The organism is Ralstonia sp. 22086 (assembly GCF_052045975.1).
Taxonomy (GTDB): domain Bacteria; phylum Pseudomonadota; class Gammaproteobacteria; order Burkholderiales; family Burkholderiaceae; genus Ralstonia; species Ralstonia wenshanensis.
This window is the reverse complement of record NZ_JBQEPZ010000003.1, coordinates 543,311-563,712: the sequence shown is the minus strand read 5'-3', so window position 1 is coordinate 563,712 and position 20,402 is coordinate 543,311. Positions and strand designations below refer to the sequence as shown.

The following is a 20,402-nucleotide window of genomic DNA, read 5'->3' as shown; positions in this document are numbered from 1 at the left end:
CGGGTCATTCCACGGCAATGCGCAGTCCGGCGGCGGCAGCCAGCGGACAGACAAACAGCGACAGCGCCAGGCAAGCGCCCAGCAGTGACAGATGCGGCATGACATCGAGCCCCGCGTCTGCAGCGGATCCGGCGCCTGCGCCAAACACAAGCACGGGCACACAGAGCGGCAGTACGAGGATGCACAACAGCGCTGCGCCGTTGCGCACGCCCAGCGTGAGTGCTGCACCGACGGCGCCGATCAGCGCAATGGCCGGCGTACCGATCAGCAGTGTGGCCGTCAGCAACAGCGTTGCATGCAGCGGCAGGCTGTACTGCTGGGCCAGGATCGGCGTCAGCAGCAGCAACGGCAAGCCGCTCGCGAGCCAGTGTGCGGCAATCTTCGTCAGCACAATCAGGGCAAGCGGGTGTGGCGACAACAGCAGTTGATCGAGGCTGCCATCGGCGTGTTCCTGCGCAAATAACCGAGAGAGCGAGAGCATCGATGCCAGCAGCGCCGCGACCCAAAGGATGCCCGGTGCAAGCATGCGCAATTGCTGCGGGTCGGGGCCGATGGCCAGGGGAAACAGGCTCGCCGCAATGACGTAGAACACCACGCCACCGACGAGGTTGCCGCGCCGCCGCCATGAGAGCGCAAGGTCGTGTCGCAGGATGGCCATCAGCATCGGCTTCATGCGGCGCCTCCAAGCCTGAGCACGCGATTCACCCCTTGCGGGCGCGACAGCAGGTGGTGCGTGGCCATGATCGCCATGCCGCCGGCGCGCAGGTGCGCATCGAGCTGCGCAGTGAAGAGGCCTACCGCATGGTCGTCGAGCGAAGCGATCGGCTCGTCGAGCAGCCACAGCTCGCGCCGCGCGAGCAGCAAGCGCGCCAGTGCCACCCGCCGACGCTGGCCTTGCGAGAGCTTGCGCACAGGCGTGTCGGCAAGCTTGCCGAGTTCGAGCGCTTCCAGTGCGAGCCCGATGCCAAACGGCTCCGCTGCCGAATCGCGCAATCCGGCCAGTTGCATGGCCAGACGCAGGCTCTCCGTCACAGTGAGATCTGGATCGATGCCGTTGGTGTGGCCAACGTAGCAAAGCGCATTGAGGAAGGCAGGATCGCCGCTGCGCACGGGCGCACCATGCCACGTGAGCGAGCCGCTTGCCGGTGCCAGCAGGCCACAGAGCACGCGCAGCAACGTCGTCTTGCCGCTGCCGTTCGCCCCCGTTACCTGCACCAGCTCGCCCGCCGACACCGAGAGGTCCAGCTCGCGGAAGATCCGACGGCCGGCGCGCGAGAACGTCAATTGGCTGGCAACAAGCACGGCAGTGGGGGGCTGAGTCAAACGGGGTCTAGCTCCGGCAGCACGTTCACGTGCTTTACTCGGTCTTCATCTTCGACATGTCGGGCAGATGGTGCGCAATACCCTTGTGGCAGTCGATACAGGTTTTCTCTTTGCTGCCCAGATATTGGGAGTGCATGGCCGACGCGCGCGGGCTTTGTCGCGTGAAGTCCATCGATTCGTAGTTGTGGCAGTTGCGGCATTCCAATGAATCGTTGGCCTTGAGCCGATCCCATTCATGCTGGGCCAGCTCGAGCCGATGCGCTTCGAATTTCTCGCGCGTGTCGATGGTGCCGAAGATCTTGCCCCACACTTCCTTGGATGCCTGCATCTTCCGTGCAATCTTGTTCGTCCAGGCGTGCGGAACGTGACAGTTGGAGCAGATCGCGCGTACACCGCTGCGGTTGGTGTAATGGATCGTGCTCTGCAGCTCCTGGTACACGTTGTCGTGCATTTCGTGGCAACCCGTACAGAACGCCTCGGTGTTGGTCACCTCCATCGCGGTGTTGAATGCGCCCCAGAACACCACGCCGGCAACAAAGCCGCCCAACGTCAGAAAGCCCAGGCTGAAATACGCGCTGGGCCGGTTGATGGTGCGCCAGTAGCGCTTGATCAGGTCGAACATGGCTGCACCGCCTCAGTTCTTGCCAACGCTCTTGCCATCAGGCTTGCGTTTGAGCAGTTCATCGACATCGACAAACGTATTGGTGATAAGCGGCTTGGCGTCGGCCTGCGGCACGTGGCATTGCGTGCAGAAGAAGCGGCGCGGCGAAACGTCGGCCAGTTGATGGCCATCGCGGTCAACGTAGTGCGTGGGGCTGATTGCGATCGCACGCATCTCTTCGGCCTTCGTACGCGCATGGCAAGACAGACAACCGTTGTGGTCCTTGTTGATCTGATACATGTACGTGCCGTCGATCTTGTGCGGAATCGTTGGCGGTTGCCCGGTGTAGTTGCGCTCGCGGCGCACGTCCTTGTTTTCGGTCGGATACAGGATCGGCGGTGTCGATTCGGCGGCGATCGGCGTGGGGCCGCGCATGGCGTCGACAACGCCTTGGGCCTGCGCGGGCAAGTTGGCAAGGGTTGCCAGCAGCAGCGCACAGATGGCGGCTGGCAGTCCCAGGAGTCGGCTGAGCTTCATGACGTTTTCCGGTTGCGCGTGTGTCGTCTGCCTGGGCTCGTCAGACCTTCACGATCTTGACGGCGCATTTCTTGAAATCCGTCTGCAGCGAGATCGGGCAGGTTGCATCCAGTGTGACCTTGTTGATGAGCTGGCTCGCATCGAACCAGGGCACGAATACCAGACCCTTCGGCGGCTGATTGCGGCCGCGCGTTTCAATGCGGGTGCGCATCTTGCCGCGCCGCGAGATCACCTCGACTTCGACACCACGTCGTAGCCCGAGCGCCTTCGCATCTTCCGGATGCATGAAGCAGACTGCATTCGGGAAGGCGCGATACAGCTCGGGCACCCGGCGCGTCATCGAACCCGAGTGCCAGTGCTCCAGCACGCGGCCAGTCGACAACCAGAACGGGTATTCCTTGTCCGGCACTTCCGGCGGTGCCTCATAGGGCAGGGCGAAGATCACCGCCTTGCCGTCGGGGTTGCCATAGAACTGATAGCCGGTGCCAGCCTTGACGTAGGGATCGCTGCCTTCTTTGTAGCGCCAGCGCGTTTCCTTGCCGTTGACCACCGGCCAGCGCAATCCGCGCGCCTTGTGATAGTCGTCGAACGGTGCCAGGTCGTGGCCGTGGCCGCGCCCGAAGCTTGCATACTCTTCGAACAGGCCCTTCTGGAGGTAGAAGCCGAACGCCTTGGCTTCGGCATTGTTGTATTCCGGGTCGACGTCCTTGAGGGGGAACTTGTCGACGTTGCCGTTGCGGTAGAGCACGTCGTAGAGCGTCTTGCCGCGCAGCTCCGGCTTCTTGGCGATGAGGTCTTCCGGCCAGACTTCCTCCACCTTGAAACGCTTGGAAAACTCGACCAACTGCCACAGGTCGGAACGCGCCTCACCCGGCGCATCCACGAGCTGATGCCAGAACTGCGTGCGGCGCTCGGCGTTGCCGTAGGCGCCTTCCTTCTCCACCCACATCGCGCTCGGGAGGATCAGGTCGGCGGCCAGCGCGGTGACGGTCGGGTACACGTCCGAGACAACGATAAAGTTCGCCGGATTGCGGTAGCCCGGATAGCCTTCCTGTTCAAGGTTGGCGCCGGCCTGGATGTTGTTGTTGACCTGCACCCAGTAAGCATTGAGCTTGCCGTCTTTCAGCATGCGGTTCTGCAGCACGGCGTGATAGCCCGGCTTTTCCGGGATCGTGCCAGCCGGCAACTTCCAGATGTGTTCGGCCTCTTCGCGGTGCTTCGGGTTGGTCACCACCATGTCGGCCGGCAAGCGGTGCGAGAACGTGCCCACCTCGCGCGCGGTGCCGCAGGCCGAAGGCTGGCCCGTCAGCGAGAACGGGCTGTTGCCCGGCGTGGCGATCTTCCCTGTCAGCAGATGCAGGTTGTAGATCATGTTGTTCGCCCAGGTGCCGCGGGTGTGCTGGTTGAAACCCATGGTCCAGAACGACACGACCTTGATCTTCGGATCGGCATACAGCTCGGCAAGCTTCTGGAGCTGCTGCTTGAATTCCTTCTCCTTGCTCTTGTCCGGGTTCGCCAGCTTGGTGGTGTAGTCCAGATCGTACGTCGAGACAAACTTGGCGAACTCGTCGAACGAGATCGGCTTGGAGTCGCCCACCTTGTCGGCGTTCTTGGCGGCCTTCTGCAGCGGGTTGTCGGGCCGCAGGCCGTAGCCGATGTCGGTTACCCCTTGCTTGAAGACGGTGTGCTTGTTGACGAAGTCTGTGTTGACCTTCTTGTTGGTGATGATGTAGTTCGCGATGTAGTTGAGCATCGCGAGGTCGGCCTGCGGCGTGAAGACGATCGGAATATCGGCCAGATCGAACGAGCGATGCGTGAACGTCGAGAGCACCGCGACCTTCGTCTTGGGCGCCGACAGGCGTCGGTCTGTCACACGCGACCACAAGATCGGGTGCATCTCGGCCATGTTCGAGCCCCACAGCACGAACGCGTCGGCGACTTCGAAGTCGTCGTAGCAGCCCATCGGCTCGTCCATGCCGAAGGTGCGCATGAAGCCGGCCACGGCCGAGGCCATGCAATGGCGTGCGTTGGGGTCGAGGTTGTTCGAGCGGAAGCCCGCCTTCATCAGCTTGACGGCAGCGTAGCCCTCAAAGATCGTCCACTGGCCCGAGCCGAACATGCCGACAGCGGTCGGGCCCTTTTCCTTGATGACGCGCTTGAATTGCACCGCCATCTCGTCGAACGCACGGTCCCAGCTCACGGGCGTGAAATCGCCGTTCTTGTCGTACTTGCCATTCTTCATGCGCAGCAGCGGCTGGGTCAGCCGGTCCTTGCCGTACATGATCTTCGAGAGGAAGTACCCCTTGACGCAGTTCAGGCCCCGATTGACCTCGGCCTTCGGGTCGCCCTGCGTGGCCACCACGCGGTTGTCCTTGACGGCGACTTCAACACCGCAGCCCGTGCCGCAGAATCGGCAAGGCGCCTTCGACCACTTGAGCTGCGTCAGCTCTTTGTCGGTGACGAGGTTGGCGGCGCCAGCAGGAAGCGTGACGCCAGCTACCGAAGCGGTGGCGGCGGCAGCGGTCTGCTTAATGAACGCGCGGCGAGAGACTTTCATCGTCCATTTCCTCATTCATGGCGTCGGCCATTTCGTTGTGCTGATAGATCAGGGCGGTGTTCAGCACACCGTCGATCTGTTGAATGAACGTCAGGTGGGCTGCGATGGCCCGCGAGCTGGGCGCCTCAAGCGTGACCACGAGCTTGCCGTTGTCGCTGGCCGCATGGATTTCGCTGCCGGCGATGGCTTCGATGGACTTGCTGACGGATGCAATATGGGTTGGCCGCGTCTGGACCAGGACGCCCGCGATATGCCACTCGTCGTCATCAAGCGGCGCCGGCCGAACGGGGATATCTATTTTTCTTGTGTTTCGCATGACGCTGTTTTGGCGATGCACGCCTTTTTCTAATCAGTGCTGCGCGAACATACAACCCGACTCGCCCTCGGAACCCCCCCGGGCGTATATCAATGCGTTGGCGGACCGCTCAGCAATTGGGTTGCCCAGACGATAAAGCCATATCCGGCGACGATAATGACCGAAAGAACCGGCACCATGACGACCGTCAGAAACAGGAAGCTCCGCAGTTCTTCGGATTTACGTTGCGCGTCGACGTTTTGGGGCTGTTCCACGATGACTCGACCAATAAAGGCGGCGCAGATGGCGCGCGAACGTTTTCCAGTAAAGCGAACGTCGCACGGGAATTCAAGGTTTTCGCATGATCCCGGCGTGACATATGTCGCGCAAGCGATATGTCGTTGGGGCGTGATCTAGCGCAAGACTTGCCGAATTCACGCGCCTGAAACATTGACGGGCACCCGCCATAGATACCAGGCCGCGACGGTGCGATACGGGCTCCACGCAAGCCCGAGTGTTTCCATCTGCTTGCGTGTGGGCGTGGTGTCGAGCCGCTTCAGGCGGCGATAACCGTCGCGTACGCCGAAATCATCTGCGGGCAGGATGTCCGAGCGCTCCAGCGTGTAGATCAGCAGCATTTCGACCGTCCAGCGGCCAACTCCGCGCAGTGTTACCAGCCGGTCGATGAGCGCTTCGTCCGGCATGGACAACGCCTGTTCGCGCGTGGGGACGACGCCATCGAGCGCGGCTTGTGCAATGCCGCGAATGGTCGCCAGTTTGGTCCCGGAGAAACCGCAGGTGCGCAGCGCTGCCTCGTCTGTCGCGAGCACCTGCTGCGGTGCGGGAAAAGCGGCGGCCGGATACAGCGCGAGGAAACGTCCGAGGATGGCGTCACCGGCCTTGGCGTGCAGCTGCTGGTAGGCGATCGCGCGCATCAGCGCTTCATAAGGTTCGCGCGCAGGCTTGGCGGCGTGGCGGCACGGTCCGATCGCAGCGATATGGCGAGCCCAGTCATCGTCCAGCGTCGCCAGAAATGTTTCGGCTTGCCGGTAGGCGTTTTCGGACAGGTCTGCGGCAATGGTCATGCGCTGGTTTGCCGGTCAGCCGGCCTTGCGGAACGTGAGGTTGATGCGCTGGCTGCCCAGCAGTGCGTGCGGGTGGTCTTTGAGCGGCGCTACGCCGTGATAGCGCAGGCGGTCCGGGCCACCCCAGACGACGACATCGCCGTGAAAAAGGGGAATGCGCTGCGCCTTGTCTGCGCGGCGATGTCCGCCAAACAGGAAGACGGCCGGCATGCCAAGCGACACGGAGACGATGGGCGCGCCGTAATCCTGTTCGTCCTTGTCTTGATGGAGCGACATGCGGGCACCAGGCACATAGCGGTTGATGAGGCAGGCGTCTGGCGTGAAGCCGGGGAAGCCGGCTTCAGCGGCGGCGTTACGCGCCAAGCGTAGGAACACATCGGGCAGTGGCGGCCACGCGGCTCCCGTAAGCGGGTCGTGCGTGGCATAGCGGTAGCCGCGGCGGTCTGAGGTCCAGCCCAGCGTGCCGCTGTTGGTGAGCGCGACCGACATCTCGAAGCCGCCCGGCGTGACCATGTGACGAAACGCTGCCCGCTGCTCGATGGCGTCCACCGCCGCCAGCAGGGCCGGTGCTTCTGCCAGCGCTAAGCCACGGAAAACAAAGGCCGCCTCGCCGAGCGCGATGCGCGCGTCTTCGGCGGGTGCATGGTCGGCAAACAGGTCCCCGGTCGTCATGGTGAGCTGGCTATAGCGCGTCGTGGAAGATGATCCCCACAGTATGCCGCTGGCCAGAGCGCAGGCGGCTCACACCGTGGCGCATGTTCACGCGGTACGTGCCGCGCGTACCTTGTACGGGGCGATGGTGCACTGCAAAGATCACGCCATCGCCTTTACGCAGTGGCACGACCTCGGGCCGAGACTGCATCCGTGGGCGCTGCTCCGTCGTGACGAATTCGCCGCCGGTGAAATCGACGCCGGGTTCAGACAGCAGGATGGCCACCTGCAGCGGAAAGACGTGCTCGCCGTAGAGGTCCTGATGCAGGCAGTTGTAGTCGCCGGGGCCGTATCGCAGGATCAGCGGCGTGGGGCGCAACTGGCCGGCCTCGTGGCAGCGCCGCAGGAAATCGGCGTGCTTGGCTGGATAGCGTACGTCGATGTCCATGGCTTGGTTCCAGCGGTTGGCGATGTTCGCCAGCGGCGGGTAGAGCGATGTGCGCAACTGCGCAATCAGGTCGGGCAGCGGATAGGCAAAATACTGGTACTCACCGCGCCCAAAGCCGTGGCGCTCCATCACCACGCGCGAGCGGTACAGGCGATCCTGCGAGTACAGCGCGGTCAGCGCGTCGCACGCGTCATGCGTGAGCAGGCCGGGCAACACGGCGCTGCCGACCTCGTTGAGAGCGTCCTCAACGGCATGCCAGTCGATGCCATCAAGATTGGGGCAGTGCCCCGCGCTGACATGCGCGGCGGCGGTGGAAGGCGGCATATGCGCTCCTTTCGGAGATTCGATATGCCAAGCCTACGCTCACGGGAGGGTACGTGGCACTCCGGAGCTTGCGGTTAAATTCAGGCTTGCGCGGCTAGGCTGGCGGGCATGGTGGTGGCGGCCAACTTCGTCAACGCATCGCCGGTGGCGCGGCAGATGCGCCACTCGGGCAGTACATCCGCGCCCATGGCTTCGTAGAAGGCGATGGACGGCGCATTCCAGTCGAGCACGCTCCATTCGAAACGCCCGCAGTCCCGCTCTTGCGCCAGACGCGCCAGGTGGATCAGGAGTGCCTTGCCGATGCCCAGGCCGCGGTACTCGGGCTCCACGAACAGGTCTTCCAGATACAGGCCCGGCTTGCACAGGAAGGTCGAGAAGTTGTGGAAGAACAGCGCAAAGCCCACGGCCCGGCCGTCGACCTCCGCCAGCACCGCCTCGCAATACGGGCGCGGCCCGAACAACATCGTCGCCAGCGCTTCTGGCGTGGTCTGCACGAGGTGCGTGAGCTTTTCGTACTCGGCCAGCGCGGAGATCAGGCGAACGAGCGAGGCGCAGTCGTCCGGCGTGGCAGGGCGCAGCGTGAAACGGGTCGCTGTGGTGGCGGTCATTGCGATTTCGGTTCCAGTGAGGTTTGGACTAGGCGCGCAACCTGGTCGACGTAATCGGGTGCGAGGCAGTCGACCGCGTGCCGCTCGGGCGTGCTGCGCAGCCACGTGATCTGGCGCTTGCAGAGCTGGCGTGTTGCAGCGATGCCTTGTTCGCGCAGGCCGGTCATGTCGATTTCGCCGTCGAGGTACGCCCACGCTTGGCGATACCCAACGCAGCGGATAGACGGTAGCGTGGGCGAAAGATCGCCACGGCGGCGCAAGCGCTCCACCTCGTCGAGCAGGCCGCCGGCGAGCATCGCATCAAAGCGCTGCGCGATACGCGCATGCAGCACGAGGCGGTCGGACGGTTCCAGCGCGATCGTCAGATACGGCGCGGCTGCGTCATGCTGCTGGAACGCATTCGCGCCGACCTCGCGTGCGAGCAGGGCGGACATCGGCTGGCCTGTCAGCCGATACAGCTCCAGCGCGCGCTGGATGCGCTGCGCATCCGTCGCGTGCAATCGCGCGGCCGTCACCGGATCGACCTGCGCCAGTTTGGCGTGCAGCGCTGGCCAGCCATCGCGGGCGGCTTCGGCATCGATCTCCGCGCGGATGGCAGGGTCGGCGCCGGGCAAATCGGAGAGGCCTTGCGTGAGCGCCTTGTAATACAGCATCGTGCCGCCGACGATCAGCGGCAGCTTGCCGCGCGCGCGGATGGCATCGATCAGCGCGTTCGCATCATTGGCAAACTGCGCGGCGGAATACGCATCAAGCGGATCGATGATGTCGATCAGGTGATGCGGCGCGATGGCCTGTTCTTCGGCGCTGGGCTTGGCGGTGCCGATGTCCATGCCGCGATACACCAGCGCCGAATCCATACTGATGATCTCGACCGGCCAGCGCTCGGCCAGCTTCAATGCGGCGGCGGTTTTGCCGGACGCTGTCGGCCCGAGCAGGCAAATGGCGCGCGGGGCGCTTGCAGCAGACGCAGTCATCGGAATTTACTGGCCGCGCAGGAAGAGTCGATCCAGGTCAGCCACGGTGAGCTGGATCCATGTCGGGCGACCGTGGTTGCACTGGTCGGCGCGTTCGGTGGCTTCCATCTGGCGCAGCAGCGCGTTCATCTCGTCCAGGTTCAGGCGGCGGTTGGCGCGCACGGCGGAGTGGCACGCCAGCGTGGCGAGCAGCTCATTCTGGCGTTCAGCCAGCACGCGCGAGCCGCCGTAGGCGTGCAGATCGCGCAGCACGTCGCGGGCGAGCGCTTGCGCGTCGGCCTTCTGCAGCAGCGTCGGCACCGATCGCACAGCCAGCGTGGTGGGCGACACGGCAGAGATATCGAAGCCGAGCAGCGTGAGCGTGTCGCGAAATTCCTCTGCGGTGCCGATCTCCACCGGGCTTGCGGCAAACGTGACCGGAATCAGAAGCGGCTGCACTTCGACGCGCTTGGTTTCCAGCGCGGCCTTGAGCTGTTCGTAGAGGATGCGTTCGTGCGCGGCATGCATGTCGACGAGCACCATGCCGCGCGTGTTCTGCGCCAGCACGTAGATGCCGTGCAACTGGGCCACGGCAAAGCCGAGCGGGTGCGCATCGTCGTCGGCGTGCTGCGCAGCGGCCGGCTCCGCAACGGCAGCAGGTGCTTGCGCAGTCGCGGTGCCGCCGTCGAACAACGTCGCGGCGCTTGGCACATCGGTCATCCAGGCGGGGCGGCTCGATGGCATGGGCGCGCTATCGCCGCGCATCATCGACAGATATTCCGCACGCGGCTGCGCAATGCCGAGCGACGTCTGCCGCGCGGCCATCTGGTTGATCCAGCGCGTGGTGTTGTCAGCCGGCGAAGGTGCCGTCATGACCCCCGCAACCTCGGGCGCCTCGGCGATATCGGTGCGCAGGCTGTCGCCTTGTTCGCCGGCGTGGCGAGACAGCGCGCGTTGCACCGCGTGATAGACGAACTGATGCACCGCGCGGCTGTCGCGAAAGCGCACCTCGATCTTGGACGGATGCACGTTCACGTCCACAGCCTCGGGCGGCAACTCCAGGCACAGCACGTAGGCGGGAAAGCGATCGCCGTGGAGCACATCTTCGTAAGCGCTGCGCACGGCGTGCGTGAGCAGGCGGTCGCGCACGAAGCGTCCGTTGACGTAGAAGAACTGATGATCGGCCCGGCCGCGCGACGCGGTCGGCAGGCCTGCAAAGCCGAAGAGGCGCAGCTCGCCGGCTTCCTCGTCGAAGGGCAATCGCGCACGGGCGAATTCGGTGCCGAGCACGGCGGCGGTGCGCGCGTCGGCCTGCGTGGCGTTCCAATGCTCCAGCGGCTTGCCGTTGTGATGCACGGAGATGGCCACATCCGGCCGCGCGAGCGCGGTGCGGCGGATCACCTCCATGCAGTGGCCCAGCTCGGTCTGCTCCGTCTTCAGGAATTTGCGGCGTGCCGGCGTATTGAAGTACAGATGCTGCACATCGACGGTGGTGCCGATGCCGCCCGAGGCGGGCTGCGCCCGCCCGGTTTGCGCAATGATTTGCGTGGCGTGAGCGTCGTTCGCTGTGCGCGACGTGAGCGTCAGTTCCGCTACCGAGGCAATCGAGGCCAGCGCCTCCCCCCGGAACCCCAGCGTCGCCACCGATTCCAGCTCTTCCAGCGAGCCGATCTTGCTGGTCGCATGCCGCATCAGTGCGACGGGCAGTTCGCCCGCCGGAATGCCGCCGCCGTTGTCGGTGATGGCAATGCGCCGCACGCCACCTTCCTCCAGCTTGATCTGCAGCTGCGTGGCGCCGGCATCCAGCGCGTTTTCCAGCAACTCCTTGACCACGGACGCTGGCCGTTCGACCACCTCGCCGGCCGCGATCTGGCTGATCAGCTGGTCGGGAAGCGGGCGGATGGGGCGGCGGGAAGTCGAGGCGGAAGTCATCGCGGCATTATAAATGTCACGCCCTGTGCGGCGCACCGACGCAAGCCCGGCAAGCGCAAGGGGAAAATTAATTGACATCCGGTATCATTCCCCGCTGCTCAATCGGGGGTTGGTTTGGATATCGTGATGCAACTGCTCGACATCGTTCTGCATGTCGACAAATCGTTGGGACTGCTCATTCAGCAGTACGGCGCGTGGGTCTACGTGCTGCTGTTCGCCATCGTCTTTGCCGAGACCGGCTTGGTGGTGCTGCCATTCCTGCCGGGCGACACGCTGCTCTTCATTGCCGGCGCAATGTGCGCCACGGGCCAGATGGACGCTTGGCTGCTCATCGTGCTGCTGGTCACTGCCGCGGTAACGGGCAACACCGTCAACTACTTCGTCGGTTCGTGGATCGGGCCCAAGGTATTCGACGGCCACATCCGCTTCCTTGATCACCAAGCGCTGCTCAGGACACACGCCTTCTACGAGCGCCATGGCGGCAAAATGCTGGTAATGGCACGTTTCATTCCGGTGGTGCGTACGTTCGCGCCGTTCGTGGCCGGCGTGTCGAAGATGACGTTCGCCAAATTCCAGCTGTTCAACATGATCGGCGCCGTGCTGTGGGTCGGCTTATTGGTGCTGACCGGCGACCTGTTCGGCAACGTGCCCATCATCCGCGAGCACCTGAACACGATCGTGCTTATCGGCCTGGGTGCTGCGATTGTGCCGCTGGCATTGGGCGGGCTATGGAAGCTTCTCAGGCGCCGTCGGGGCGCTGTGGCCCCGAAGTAGACGTCAATTCAAGTGCTTGCTCATGGCGCGTAGCGTTGGCATGCGCTCCTTGAGCTTGGCCGTGTCGGCTGCATCTGGCCGCGCGTCCACGTAGGCTTCCAGGTCTTCCAGCGCGGGCCGGAAGCACTCAAGATTGGCGTAGGCCAACCCTCGGTCGCGCACTTCCTCGATCGAATCGGGCAGCAGAATCACCAAGCGCTGCTGCACCGCCAGCAGGCGCTGCCAGCGCGATTCCTGCAGATAGATCGCCTTCAGATTGCGCAGCATGCGCGCGATGATCTCGCGGTGCGTGGCCACCTGCAGGAACACCCCGAGCGGCACCGTGTTCGGGTCTTCGATGCCTTCCTTCTCCAGGTACGGGTCGAGCATGTCCTGCAATTCTTCTTTCGACAACGTCTGTCCCGTCAGCGGATCTAGCACGACCTCGCCTGCCGGAATGCTCATGCGCACCAGGAAGTGGTTCGGAAAAGACACGCCCTTGAGCGGCAGGCCAATCTGCTGGCCGATCTCCATCAGCAGCACCGCCAACGAGATCGGAATGCCGCGCCGGCTTTGCAGCACGGTATTCAGATAGGAGTTCTCGGGATCGTAGTAATCGTTTGCATTGGGCCCGAAGCCCAGCTCGCGATAGAAAAACTGGTTGAGCAGGCGTAGGCGCTGGATGGCCGGCGTGCCGTCGGCGATGCGGTTTTTGATCCGCGCGACGAGTACGTCGATGGCGGCCAGCTCTGCCTGCAGGTCCAGATCCGGATACGCGTCCTGCGCAATTGACAGGGCGGTTTCTGTGAGTGGGATGCTGTCGTCGTCCGCGACCAGGGCCGAAAAATAATCGAGGACTTTAGTGGTCATCAGATGGCCTTTTTTCGGAACGTGGAAAACTTCAATCCGGTGAGCCACAGTGTACCGAAATAGACCACCGCGCACAGGACCAGGCTTGCCCCCAGCAGCGCGATGCGTACGAGCGGCTTGGCACCCAATCCCACCCAATCAAAATTGTGTGCAAGCCACAGCAGCACGCCCGCCAGCAGCAGTACGGCCGACATCACCTGCGCGATGAATAGACCCCAGCCCGGCAGCGGGTGGTAATAGCCGCGACGGCGCAGGCCGAAGAACAGCAGCGCCGCATTGATGGTCGCGCCAAAGCTGATCGACAGCGCCAGCCCCGCGTGTCCGAACATCGGTACGAACACATAGTTGGACAACTGCGTCGCCACCAGCACCACCAGCGCAATCTTCACCGGCGTGCGGATGTCCTGCCGTGCGTAGAAGCCCGGCGCCAGGATCTTGATGACGATCAGCCCGATCAGCCCCACGCCGTACGACGTCAGCGCCTGGCGCGTCATCTCGACGTCCATGCCGGTGAACTTGCCGTAGTGGAACAGCGTGGCCGTGAGCGGCGCGCCAAACACGAACAGCCCCACTGCCGAAGGCACCGCCAGCAGCACGGTCAGCCGCAGGCCCCAGTCGAGCAGCGACGAATACTCTTCACGGTTGTTGTCCGCACTTGCTTTGGACAGGCTTGGCAGCAGGATCGTCCCGAGTGCCACACCCAGCAGTGCGGTCGGGAATTCCATCAGCCGGTCGGCGTAGTTCAGCCACGACACGCTGCCCGTCGGTAGGCGCGATGCGATGTTGGTGTTGATGATCAGGCTGATCTGCGCGACCGACACCGACAGCGTGGCCGGCAGCATCTGCTTAAGCACGCGCCGCACGCCCGGGTGGTGCCACGCTTGTCGCACATTGAATGACACGCGTGGCAGCATGCCCACGCGTCGCAATGACGGGACCTGAATGGCCAGCTGCAGGATGCCGCCCACCATCACCGCATAGGCCTGTGCGTAGATCGGGGTTTCGAGGTACGGCGCCACAAACACCGCTGCCACGATGAACGACAGGTTCAGGAGCACCGGAGTGAAAGCGGGCACCGCAAACTGTCGCCACGTATTGAGAATGCCTGATGCCAGCGCCACCAACGACACGAGCCCGATGTACGGAAACATCACGCGCGTCATGAAGATCGCCGAGATATAGGCTTGGTTCTCGTGCGCCTTGAAGCCCGTTGCCACAGCGGTGACGATCAACGGCGCGCCGATCACGCCCAGCGCCGAGATGACCACCAGGAACCACGTCATCACCGTGGCCACCGAGTCGACCAATGCGCGTGTTTCGGTTTCCCCTTGGCGATTCTTGAATTCGCCCAGGATCGGCACGAACGCTTGCGAGAACGCGCCCTCGGCCGAAAGCCGGCGTAGCAGGTTCGGGATGCGGAAGGCGACGTTGAAGGCATCGGTGTACACCGAAGCACCAAAGGCACGGGCGATCAGCGTCTCGCGAATGAGCCCCGTGATGCGCGAGAGCATCGTCAGGCCGCTGATCGTGGCGAGTGTTTTGAGGAGATTCAAGATGAATGCTTGGTTGGGCGCCGTCTGGGAGGCAAACACGGCGATGGCGGTCTGACCGACGGCGCCATGCGGGGTTCGCGCCCGGCGTGACTGACGTGACCGGAGGGCACAATTGCGGCCGTATTATAGGGACCGGCTTGTCATGCGCCCAAAAGTGGCGCAAAAGCCGCAAACTGCCGTTATCCGGGCGATTTCACAACAGGGTTTGCGTTGGGCGCGGAAGTCTGCGTATAATTGCCGTCTTTCACCAATTTGCGCGCTTCGGCCTTCCGTGTCTCCCGGGGCGCTTGCTACCGTTTCTTCAGGGATTTTTCCATGGCAAACACCGCACAAGCACGCAAGCGCGCACGCCAAGCCGTCGTTCAGAACGCTCACAACTCGGCTCTGCGCTCGCGTCTGCGTACCGCAATCAAGGGCGTCCGCAAGGCTGTGGCCGCTGGCGACAAGACTGCTGCCGCTGCTGCATTCAAGACGGCCCAAAGCACGATCGATAGCATCGCTGACAAGAAGATCGTCCACAAGAACAAGGCTGCGCGCGCCAAGTCGCGTCTGTCCGCTGCCATCAAGGCAATGGCTGCCTAAGTTCGGGTGATGCCGGCCTAGCCGGCATGGCGCGACACGCAACGTCGCGCCCCGACGATAAAAAAGCCCGTCTTCGGACGGGCTTTTTGCATTCTGTGCGCCCAATGTGCGAGGCGCTGAGTGGGGTGCCGTTCTTTACGGGATCAGGCTTTCGCGGGTGTGCCGCCTTCCGGCAGGATGCAGGCTTCCACGAGCTGCAGATTGTTGTCGTGCGCGAAGTTCAGCACGAAATCCAGTGCCTTGGGTTCGATGTCGCGCAGGCGCTCGTCGACGAACACGCTGCGGATGCCACCCGACATGACCGGGCGCACATAGGGGGAGTAGGTGAAGCGGGGGTCTCCGCTATCACCGGCGGGGCGGAACTGCGCCATCACACCGCACAGCCGATCGGCCCAGTCGCTCGGGCGGAAGGTCTTTCCGTCGCGGGTGACGCCCTGGATAAAGAATTGGCGAGGGTTGGCTGCCATGGACTGCGTGGGGCTGTGGAAATTTGCAAACGACTTCGACCGTGCGGGTGCCGCAACGTTCGAGCGGGGTGCACTTGTGGTGCGGATGATGCGCCTGCCTGGTTGCCGATTCATGAACCGGACGGGCCGGCTCGTTGTGCCGGTTTGCGGACGGTTGGGGCATCCGAGGCAGCCAGTATTATATCTTATATAAGACTTTCATCGGCCTTTCACCCGGGCCTTTATGGTAGCCGCCCGCGCAGGCGCGAAACTCGCCAAATGGGTGGCGATCCCGTATGATGGACTGAATCTTCAACAGGCAAGGCGGCTAGGGCGACGTGTCACGGGATGTTCCCGGAGCGTCATCTGCAGGCCGCCTTCGTTGTTTTATGAACCCACCAAGCTCGATCAAGCACTACCTGCAGTTCAAGGACTTTTCGCTGGAAGAGTACGAATACCTGCTGGACCGTTCCGCGATCCTCAAGGCCAAGTTCAAGAACTACGAGACGTGGCACCCGCTGCACGACCGCACGCTGGCCATGATCTTCGAGAAGAATTCCACGCGTACGCGCCTGTCGTTCGAAGCCGGCATTCACCAGCTCGGCGGCCACGCGGTCTTCCTGAACACGCGCGATTCCCAACTGGGGCGCGGTGAGCCAATCGAAGACGCGGCGCAGGTCATCTCCCGCATGACCGACATCATCATGATCCGCACCTTCGGGCAGGAGATCATCGAACGGTTTGCCGCGCATTCTCGCGTGCCGGTCATCAACGGGCTGACCAACGAATATCACCCGTGCCAGGTGCTGGCCGACATTTTCACCTTCATCGAGCAGCGGGGCCCCATCAAGAGCAAGACCGTCACGTGGGTGGGCGATGCCAACAATATGGCCTACACGTGGATCCAGGCGGCTGAGATTCTCGGCTTCCGCTTCCATTTTTCTGCACCAAAGGGCTACCAGCTCGATCCGGCCATGGTGGCCGATTCCAGCCGCCCGTTCGTGCACGTGTTCGAAAGCCCGCTGGAGGCCTGTGAAGGCGCCCACCTAGTGACCACCGACGTGTGGACCAGCATGGGCTACGAAGCCGAGAACGAAGCGCGCAAGAAGGCCTTCGGCGACTGGATGGTGACCGAGGCGATGATGCAGCGCGCGCAACCCGATGCGCTGTTCATGCACTGCCTGCCCGCGCACCGCGGCGAGGAGGTCGAGGCAGCCGTCATCGACGGCAAGCAGAGCGTGGTGTGGGACGAGGCGGAAAACCGCCTGCACGTGCAGAAGGCGCTGATGGAATACCTGCTCTGCGGGCGCTACTGAGCCCGAGTCTGACGCCATAGAAAAAGGCCGCTCCGATTGCGTCGGAGCGGCCTTTTTGCTTTGACGCGGCAGGTAGTTACTTCTTGCCGCCGTCGAGCTGAGGCAGTGCATTGGCGGTACCCAGCGACAGCAGGCCAGCCTTCGAGTAGATCGACAGCTTGTCGCGCGTGTCCATCAGGTCCAGGTTGCGCATGGTCAGTTGGCCGATGCGGTCGGCCGGGCTGAACGGTGCGTCTTCGACCTTCTCCATCGACAGGCGCTCAGGTGCGTAGGTGAGGTTGGGCGACTCGGTGTTCAGGATCGAGTAGTCGTTGCCGCGACGCAGCTCCAGCGTCACGGTGCCGGTCACGGCGCGGGCTACCCAGCGCTGGGCGGTTTCGCGCAGCATGATCGCTTGCGGATCGAACCAGCGGCCCTGGTACAGCAGACGGCCCAGGCGCAGGCCGTTGATGCGGTATTGCTCGATGGTGTCTTCGTTGTGGATGCCGGTCACCAGGCGCTCGTAGGCGATGTGCAGCAGCGCCATGCCCGGGGCTTCGTAGATGCCGCGGCTCTTGGCTTCGATGATGCGGTTTTCGATCTGGTCGCTCATGCCCAAGCCGTGGCGGCCGCCGATACGGTTCAGCTCCAGGAACATCTCCACCGGGTCGGCGATTTCGCGGCCGTTGACGGCGACCGGACGGCCTTCGTCGAAGGTGACCGACACTTCTTCCGCCTTGACCTCGACTTCGGGCTTCCAGAATGCCACGCCCATGATCGGGTTGACGATGCGGATGCCGCTGTTCAGGTGCTCCAGATCCTTGGCCTCGTGCGTGGCGCCCAGCATGTTGCTGTCCGTCGAGTACGCCTTTTCGGCGCTCATCTTGTAGCCGAAACCTTCCTTCGTCATGAAGGCCGACATTTCGGCGCGGCCGCCCAGCTCATCGATGAAGGCCTGGTCCAGCCACGGCTTGTAGATCTTCAGCGCCGGGTTGGTCAGCAGGCCGTAGCGGTAGAAGCGCTCGATGTCGTTGCCCTTGAAGGTCGAGCCGTCGCCCCAGATGTTGACGTCGTCTTCCTTCATCGCGGCGACCAGCATGGTGCCGGTCACGGCGCGGCCCAGCGGCGTGGTGTTGAAATACGTGATGCCGCCGGTGCTGATGTGGAAGGCGCCGGCCTGGATGGCGGCAATCCCTTCATTGGCCAGTTGCGGGCGGCACTCGATCAGGCGGGCCTTCTCTGCACCGTACTCCATGGCCTTGCGCGGAATGGCATCGTAGTCTTCCTCGTCGGGCTGGCCCAGGTTGGCGGTATAGGCGTAGGGCAGCGCGCCCTTGTTCTTCATCCAGCGCAGCGCCGCGCTGGTGTCGAGACCGCCCGAGAAGGCAATGCCGACCTTCTGGCCGACGGGAACGTGTTGCAGGATGGTTTCCATACTCTTTCTCTTCTGATGATCGCTGCTGGCGCTCAGGTGCGCTTAGGCGTAATGGCAGATGTAGTGGTAGCTCTCGGTCACGCGAATGTCGAACTTCGAGTTGGCCGGAACCTGAAAGCTTTCGCCGGCGGCGGACGTCTTCCACTCATCGGTGCCGTCGAGCTTGTATTCGCACGAACCGCCCACGCATTCCATGATCTCGGCGGCGGCCGTGCCGAAGGTCAGCGTGGCCGGCAGCACCACGCCCACGGACTTCTTGGTGCCGTCGGGCAGGGTAAAGCTGTGGCTGACGCACTTTCCGTCAAAGTACACATTGGCCTTGGTGGTCAGGCGGACGCCGTCAAAGGTTTCGGTGGTCATGAAATGGAACGCGAAAAGGGTGGTCGTAGGGTCAAACCAGCCATTTTAGGCCATTGGGTCGGCCGCGGGTACGTCGGGCGAGGGCTGCCTGGATCCAGACGCGTTGGATGTGGCGCAGGGTGCTCAAGAAGCCCCTCCGCCGGGCTGTTTACACGACCACGGGTTCGGGTTCGATGCGTACGCCAAAGCGCGCATGCACTGCGTCCTGGATCTCACGCGCCAACGTCATCAACTGGACCGCACTACCGCCGCCACGGTGCACCAGCACCAGCGCCTGCTTTTCATACACGCCCACCGCGCCGCTCTGCCGGCCCTTGAAGCCGCACTGATCGATCAGCCAGCCGGCGGCGAGCTTGTAGGTGCCGTCCGGCTGCGCATACCCGACCAGATTCGGGAAGCGCGTGGCCAGCGCATCGCGCGTGGCGGCATCGACGATGGGGTTCTTGAAAAAGCTGCCCGCGTTGCCGATCTCGGCCGGATCGGGCAGCTTGCGGCGGCGGATGGTGACCACCGCATCGAAGATGTCCTGCGCCGTCGGGCTGGCGATGTTCTGCACGGCCAACTCGCGTGCAAGTTCGGCGTAGTGCGTATCGGGCTGCCAGTCGAGTGGCAGGGCGAACGTGACCTCGGTGATGATGTAGCGATCGGCGCCGGTGCGCTTGAAGAGGCTGTCGCGGTAGCCGAAGGCGCAATCGGCGGCGATCAGGGTGACGAACTCGCCGGCGTGGCGGTCGTAGGCGCGCAGGGATTGGAAGCGGTCCTTGATCTCGACGCCGTACGCGCCGATGTTCTGGATGGGCGCCGCACCCACCGTACCGGGAATCAGCGCGAGGTTTTCCAGCCCAGGCAAGCCATGTGAGACCGTGTGAGCAACCAGGCCGTGCCACGATTCGCCGCCGCCTGCGGTGACGGTGTGGACTTCGCGGCCGTCGACCGTGCTTTGGCCGGCGGCGATGCCGGGAATCTCCATCAGCAGCACGAGACCTTCGAAATCGCGCGTGAGAACGACATTGCTGCCGCCACCCAGCACCAGCACAGGCAGGCCCTGCACGCGCGGGTTGGCCAGCGCGGCGGGAATGTCTTCCGGCGTGCGCACGTGCGCGGCGTAGCGGGCGGTGGCCTCAAAACGGAACGTGTTGTGCTGGCCTAGGGGATAATGCGTGTCGAGCAACGCCATGGCGCCAAATCTGCTGGGAAAGCCAAGATTATAGAAGCCAGGGCGCACGCGGCACCCGCAGCGAGGCGCCGCAGCAACCCGAATTCAAGTCTGCAAGGAGAACACGATGCCGTCGTTTGACGTGGTATGCGAAGCCAACATGGTGGAAGTGAAGAACGCCGTGGAACAGGCCAACAAAGAGATTTCGACGCGATTCGACTTCAAGGGCTCGGACTCCCGGGTCGAGCACAAGGATCAGGAACTGACCTTGTTTGCCGATGACGATTTCAAGATCGGCCAGGTGAACGATGTGCTGATGAACAAGCTCGCCAAGCGCAACGTCGACGTGCGCTTTCTCGACTATCAAGACAAACAGAAGATTGGCGGCGACAAGATGAAGCAGGTCGTCAAGATCAAGAAGGGCGTCTCGGGTGACCTCGCCAAGAAGATCGTCAAGACCATCAAGGACAGCAAGATCAAGGTGCAGGCGAGCATTCAGGGCGACGCGGTGCGTGTGACCGGCGCCAAGCGGGATGACCTGCAAAGCGTGATTGCCATGCTGCGCAAGGACGTGAGCGACACGCCGCTGGATTTCAACAACTTCCGCGACTGAGCCCGTCGCGCTCCCAAGCAAAACG

At 63.3% G+C, this 20,402-nt stretch carries 23 protein-coding genes; 4 read left to right on the top strand and 19 right to left on the bottom strand.

Annotated elements, in window-relative coordinates:
* Nucleotides 1-4 precede the first annotated feature (4 nt).
* From ccmB to mutL, 13 genes are all read right to left on the bottom strand, one after another.
* Nucleotides 5-673 (bottom strand): heme exporter protein CcmB, encoded by a 669-nt coding sequence (gene ccmB / locus ACTJK6_RS15820; protein ID WP_260802095.1) that lies wholly within the window; start codon nt 671-673, stop codon nt 5-7.
* Nucleotides 670-1,302, bottom strand: coding sequence for a cytochrome c biogenesis heme-transporting ATPase CcmA (ccmA, locus tag ACTJK6_RS15815; RefSeq protein WP_440839627.1), 633 nt, complete (start codon nt 1,300-1,302; stop codon nt 670-672). The genes ccmB and ccmA overlap by 4 nt, the downstream gene beginning before the upstream one ends.
* Before the next feature lie 55 nt (nt 1,303-1,357).
* A complete protein-coding gene (locus tag ACTJK6_RS15810) occupies nt 1,358-1,945 on the bottom strand; it encodes a cytochrome c3 family protein (protein WP_232040894.1) in 588 nt (195 codons plus the stop codon).
* A 12-nt stretch (nt 1,946-1,957) separates the two neighbouring features.
* On the bottom strand, nt 1,958-2,461 hold the full coding sequence (locus tag ACTJK6_RS15805) for a nitrate reductase cytochrome c-type subunit (protein WP_232040893.1): 504 nt from the start codon (nt 2,459-2,461) through the stop codon (nt 1,958-1,960).
* Between the two features lie 40 nt (nt 2,462-2,501).
* Nucleotides 2,502-5,018 carry a periplasmic nitrate reductase subunit alpha gene (napA, locus tag ACTJK6_RS15800; RefSeq protein ID WP_414561023.1) on the bottom strand — a complete coding sequence of 839 codons (2,517 nt, stop codon included), beginning with the start codon at nt 5,016-5,018 and terminating at the stop codon, nt 2,502-2,504.
* A complete protein-coding gene (locus tag ACTJK6_RS15795) occupies nt 4,990-5,334 on the bottom strand; it encodes a chaperone NapD (protein ID WP_092972571.1) in 345 nt (114 codons plus the stop codon). Before ACTJK6_RS15795 ends, napA begins: the two co-directional genes overlap by 29 nt.
* 89 nt (nt 5,335-5,423) lie before the next feature.
* On the bottom strand, nt 5,424-5,588 hold the full coding sequence (gene napE, locus ACTJK6_RS15790; RefSeq protein WP_082075987.1) for a periplasmic nitrate reductase, NapE protein: 165 nt from the start codon (nt 5,586-5,588) through the stop codon (nt 5,424-5,426).
* 159 nt (nt 5,589-5,747) lie between these two features.
* Nucleotides 5,748-6,398, bottom strand: a complete 651-nt coding sequence (locus ACTJK6_RS15785; protein WP_316870122.1) for a DNA-3-methyladenine glycosylase family protein — start codon at nt 6,396-6,398, stop codon at nt 5,748-5,750.
* Between the two features lie 15 nt (nt 6,399-6,413).
* A complete protein-coding gene (alkB, locus tag ACTJK6_RS15780) occupies nt 6,414-7,070 on the bottom strand; it encodes a DNA oxidative demethylase AlkB (protein WP_232040890.1) in 657 nt (218 codons plus the stop codon).
* Between the two features lie 10 nt (nt 7,071-7,080).
* Nucleotides 7,081-7,821 (bottom strand): 2OG-Fe(II) oxygenase, encoded by a 741-nt coding sequence (locus ACTJK6_RS15775; protein WP_440839525.1) that lies wholly within the window; start codon nt 7,819-7,821, stop codon nt 7,081-7,083.
* Nucleotides 7,822-7,901: 80 nt separating this feature from the next.
* Nucleotides 7,902-8,429, bottom strand: coding sequence for a GNAT family N-acetyltransferase (locus ACTJK6_RS15770; RefSeq protein ID WP_206274223.1), 528 nt, complete (start codon nt 8,427-8,429; stop codon nt 7,902-7,904).
* A complete protein-coding gene (gene miaA / locus ACTJK6_RS15765; RefSeq protein WP_440839523.1) occupies nt 8,426-9,403 on the bottom strand; it encodes a tRNA (adenosine(37)-N6)-dimethylallyltransferase MiaA in 978 nt (325 codons plus the stop codon). Before miaA ends, ACTJK6_RS15770 begins: the two co-directional genes overlap by 4 nt.
* 6 nt (nt 9,404-9,409) lie before the next feature.
* The gene (mutL, locus tag ACTJK6_RS15760; protein WP_440839522.1) at nt 9,410-11,314 is read right to left on the bottom strand and encodes a DNA mismatch repair endonuclease MutL; all 1,905 of its coding nucleotides are present in this window, start codon (nt 11,312-11,314) and stop codon (nt 9,410-9,412) included.
* 114 nt (nt 11,315-11,428) lie between these two features.
* Between mutL and ACTJK6_RS15755 the strand changes: the two genes are divergently transcribed.
* Nucleotides 11,429-12,088 carry a VTT domain-containing protein gene (locus tag ACTJK6_RS15755; protein ID WP_232040885.1) on the top strand — a complete coding sequence of 220 codons (660 nt, stop codon included), beginning with the start codon at nt 11,429-11,431 and terminating at the stop codon, nt 12,086-12,088.
* Nucleotides 12,089-12,091: 3 nt separating this feature from the next.
* Here ACTJK6_RS15755 and ACTJK6_RS15750 read toward each other — a convergent pair whose 3' ends face one another.
* Both ACTJK6_RS15750 and murJ read right to left on the bottom strand, forming a co-directional pair.
* Nucleotides 12,092-12,937 (bottom strand): SirB1 family protein, encoded by an 846-nt coding sequence (locus ACTJK6_RS15750; protein ID WP_232040884.1) that lies wholly within the window; start codon nt 12,935-12,937, stop codon nt 12,092-12,094.
* Entirely contained in the window at nt 12,937-14,490 is a 1,554-nt protein-coding gene (gene murJ / locus ACTJK6_RS15745; protein WP_316870116.1) for a murein biosynthesis integral membrane protein MurJ, read from the bottom strand. The genes ACTJK6_RS15750 and murJ overlap by 1 nt, the downstream gene beginning before the upstream one ends.
* Before the next feature lie 315 nt (nt 14,491-14,805).
* Between murJ and rpsT the strand changes: the two genes are divergently transcribed.
* Nucleotides 14,806-15,072 (top strand): 30S ribosomal protein S20, encoded by a 267-nt coding sequence (gene rpsT / locus ACTJK6_RS15740; protein ID WP_004631753.1) that lies wholly within the window; start codon nt 14,806-14,808, stop codon nt 15,070-15,072.
* A gap of 143 nt (nt 15,073-15,215) precedes the next feature.
* Here rpsT and ACTJK6_RS15735 read toward each other — a convergent pair whose 3' ends face one another.
* Entirely contained in the window at nt 15,216-15,539 is a 324-nt protein-coding gene (locus ACTJK6_RS15735) for a DUF3579 domain-containing protein (RefSeq protein ID WP_232040882.1), read from the bottom strand.
* A 368-nt stretch (nt 15,540-15,907) separates the two neighbouring features.
* Between ACTJK6_RS15735 and argF the strand changes: the two genes are divergently transcribed.
* Entirely contained in the window at nt 15,908-16,834 is a 927-nt protein-coding gene (gene argF / locus ACTJK6_RS15730) for an ornithine carbamoyltransferase (protein ID WP_260802086.1), read from the top strand.
* A 76-nt stretch (nt 16,835-16,910) separates the two neighbouring features.
* Here argF and argG read toward each other — a convergent pair whose 3' ends face one another.
* From argG to murB, 3 genes are all read right to left on the bottom strand, one after another.
* The gene (gene argG / locus ACTJK6_RS15725) at nt 16,911-18,248 is read right to left on the bottom strand and encodes an argininosuccinate synthase (RefSeq protein WP_024974876.1); all 1,338 of its coding nucleotides are present in this window, start codon (nt 18,246-18,248) and stop codon (nt 16,911-16,913) included.
* 42 nt (nt 18,249-18,290) lie between these two features.
* Complete coding sequence (locus ACTJK6_RS15720) at nt 18,291-18,608, bottom strand: pyrimidine/purine nucleoside phosphorylase (RefSeq protein WP_232040879.1); 318 nt, start codon at nt 18,606-18,608, stop codon at nt 18,291-18,293.
* A 148-nt stretch (nt 18,609-18,756) separates the two neighbouring features.
* Nucleotides 18,757-19,785, bottom strand: a complete 1,029-nt coding sequence (gene murB, locus ACTJK6_RS15715) for a UDP-N-acetylmuramate dehydrogenase (protein WP_440817071.1) — start codon at nt 19,783-19,785, stop codon at nt 18,757-18,759.
* 106 nt (nt 19,786-19,891) lie between these two features.
* Here murB and ACTJK6_RS15710 point away from each other — a divergent pair, with 106 nt between their 5' ends.
* Nucleotides 19,892-20,377: a YajQ family cyclic di-GMP-binding protein gene (locus ACTJK6_RS15710; protein ID WP_440817073.1), complete on the top strand. Its 486-nt coding sequence runs from the start codon at nt 19,892-19,894 to the stop codon at nt 20,375-20,377.
* The last annotated feature ends 25 nt before the right edge of the window (nt 20,378-20,402 follow it).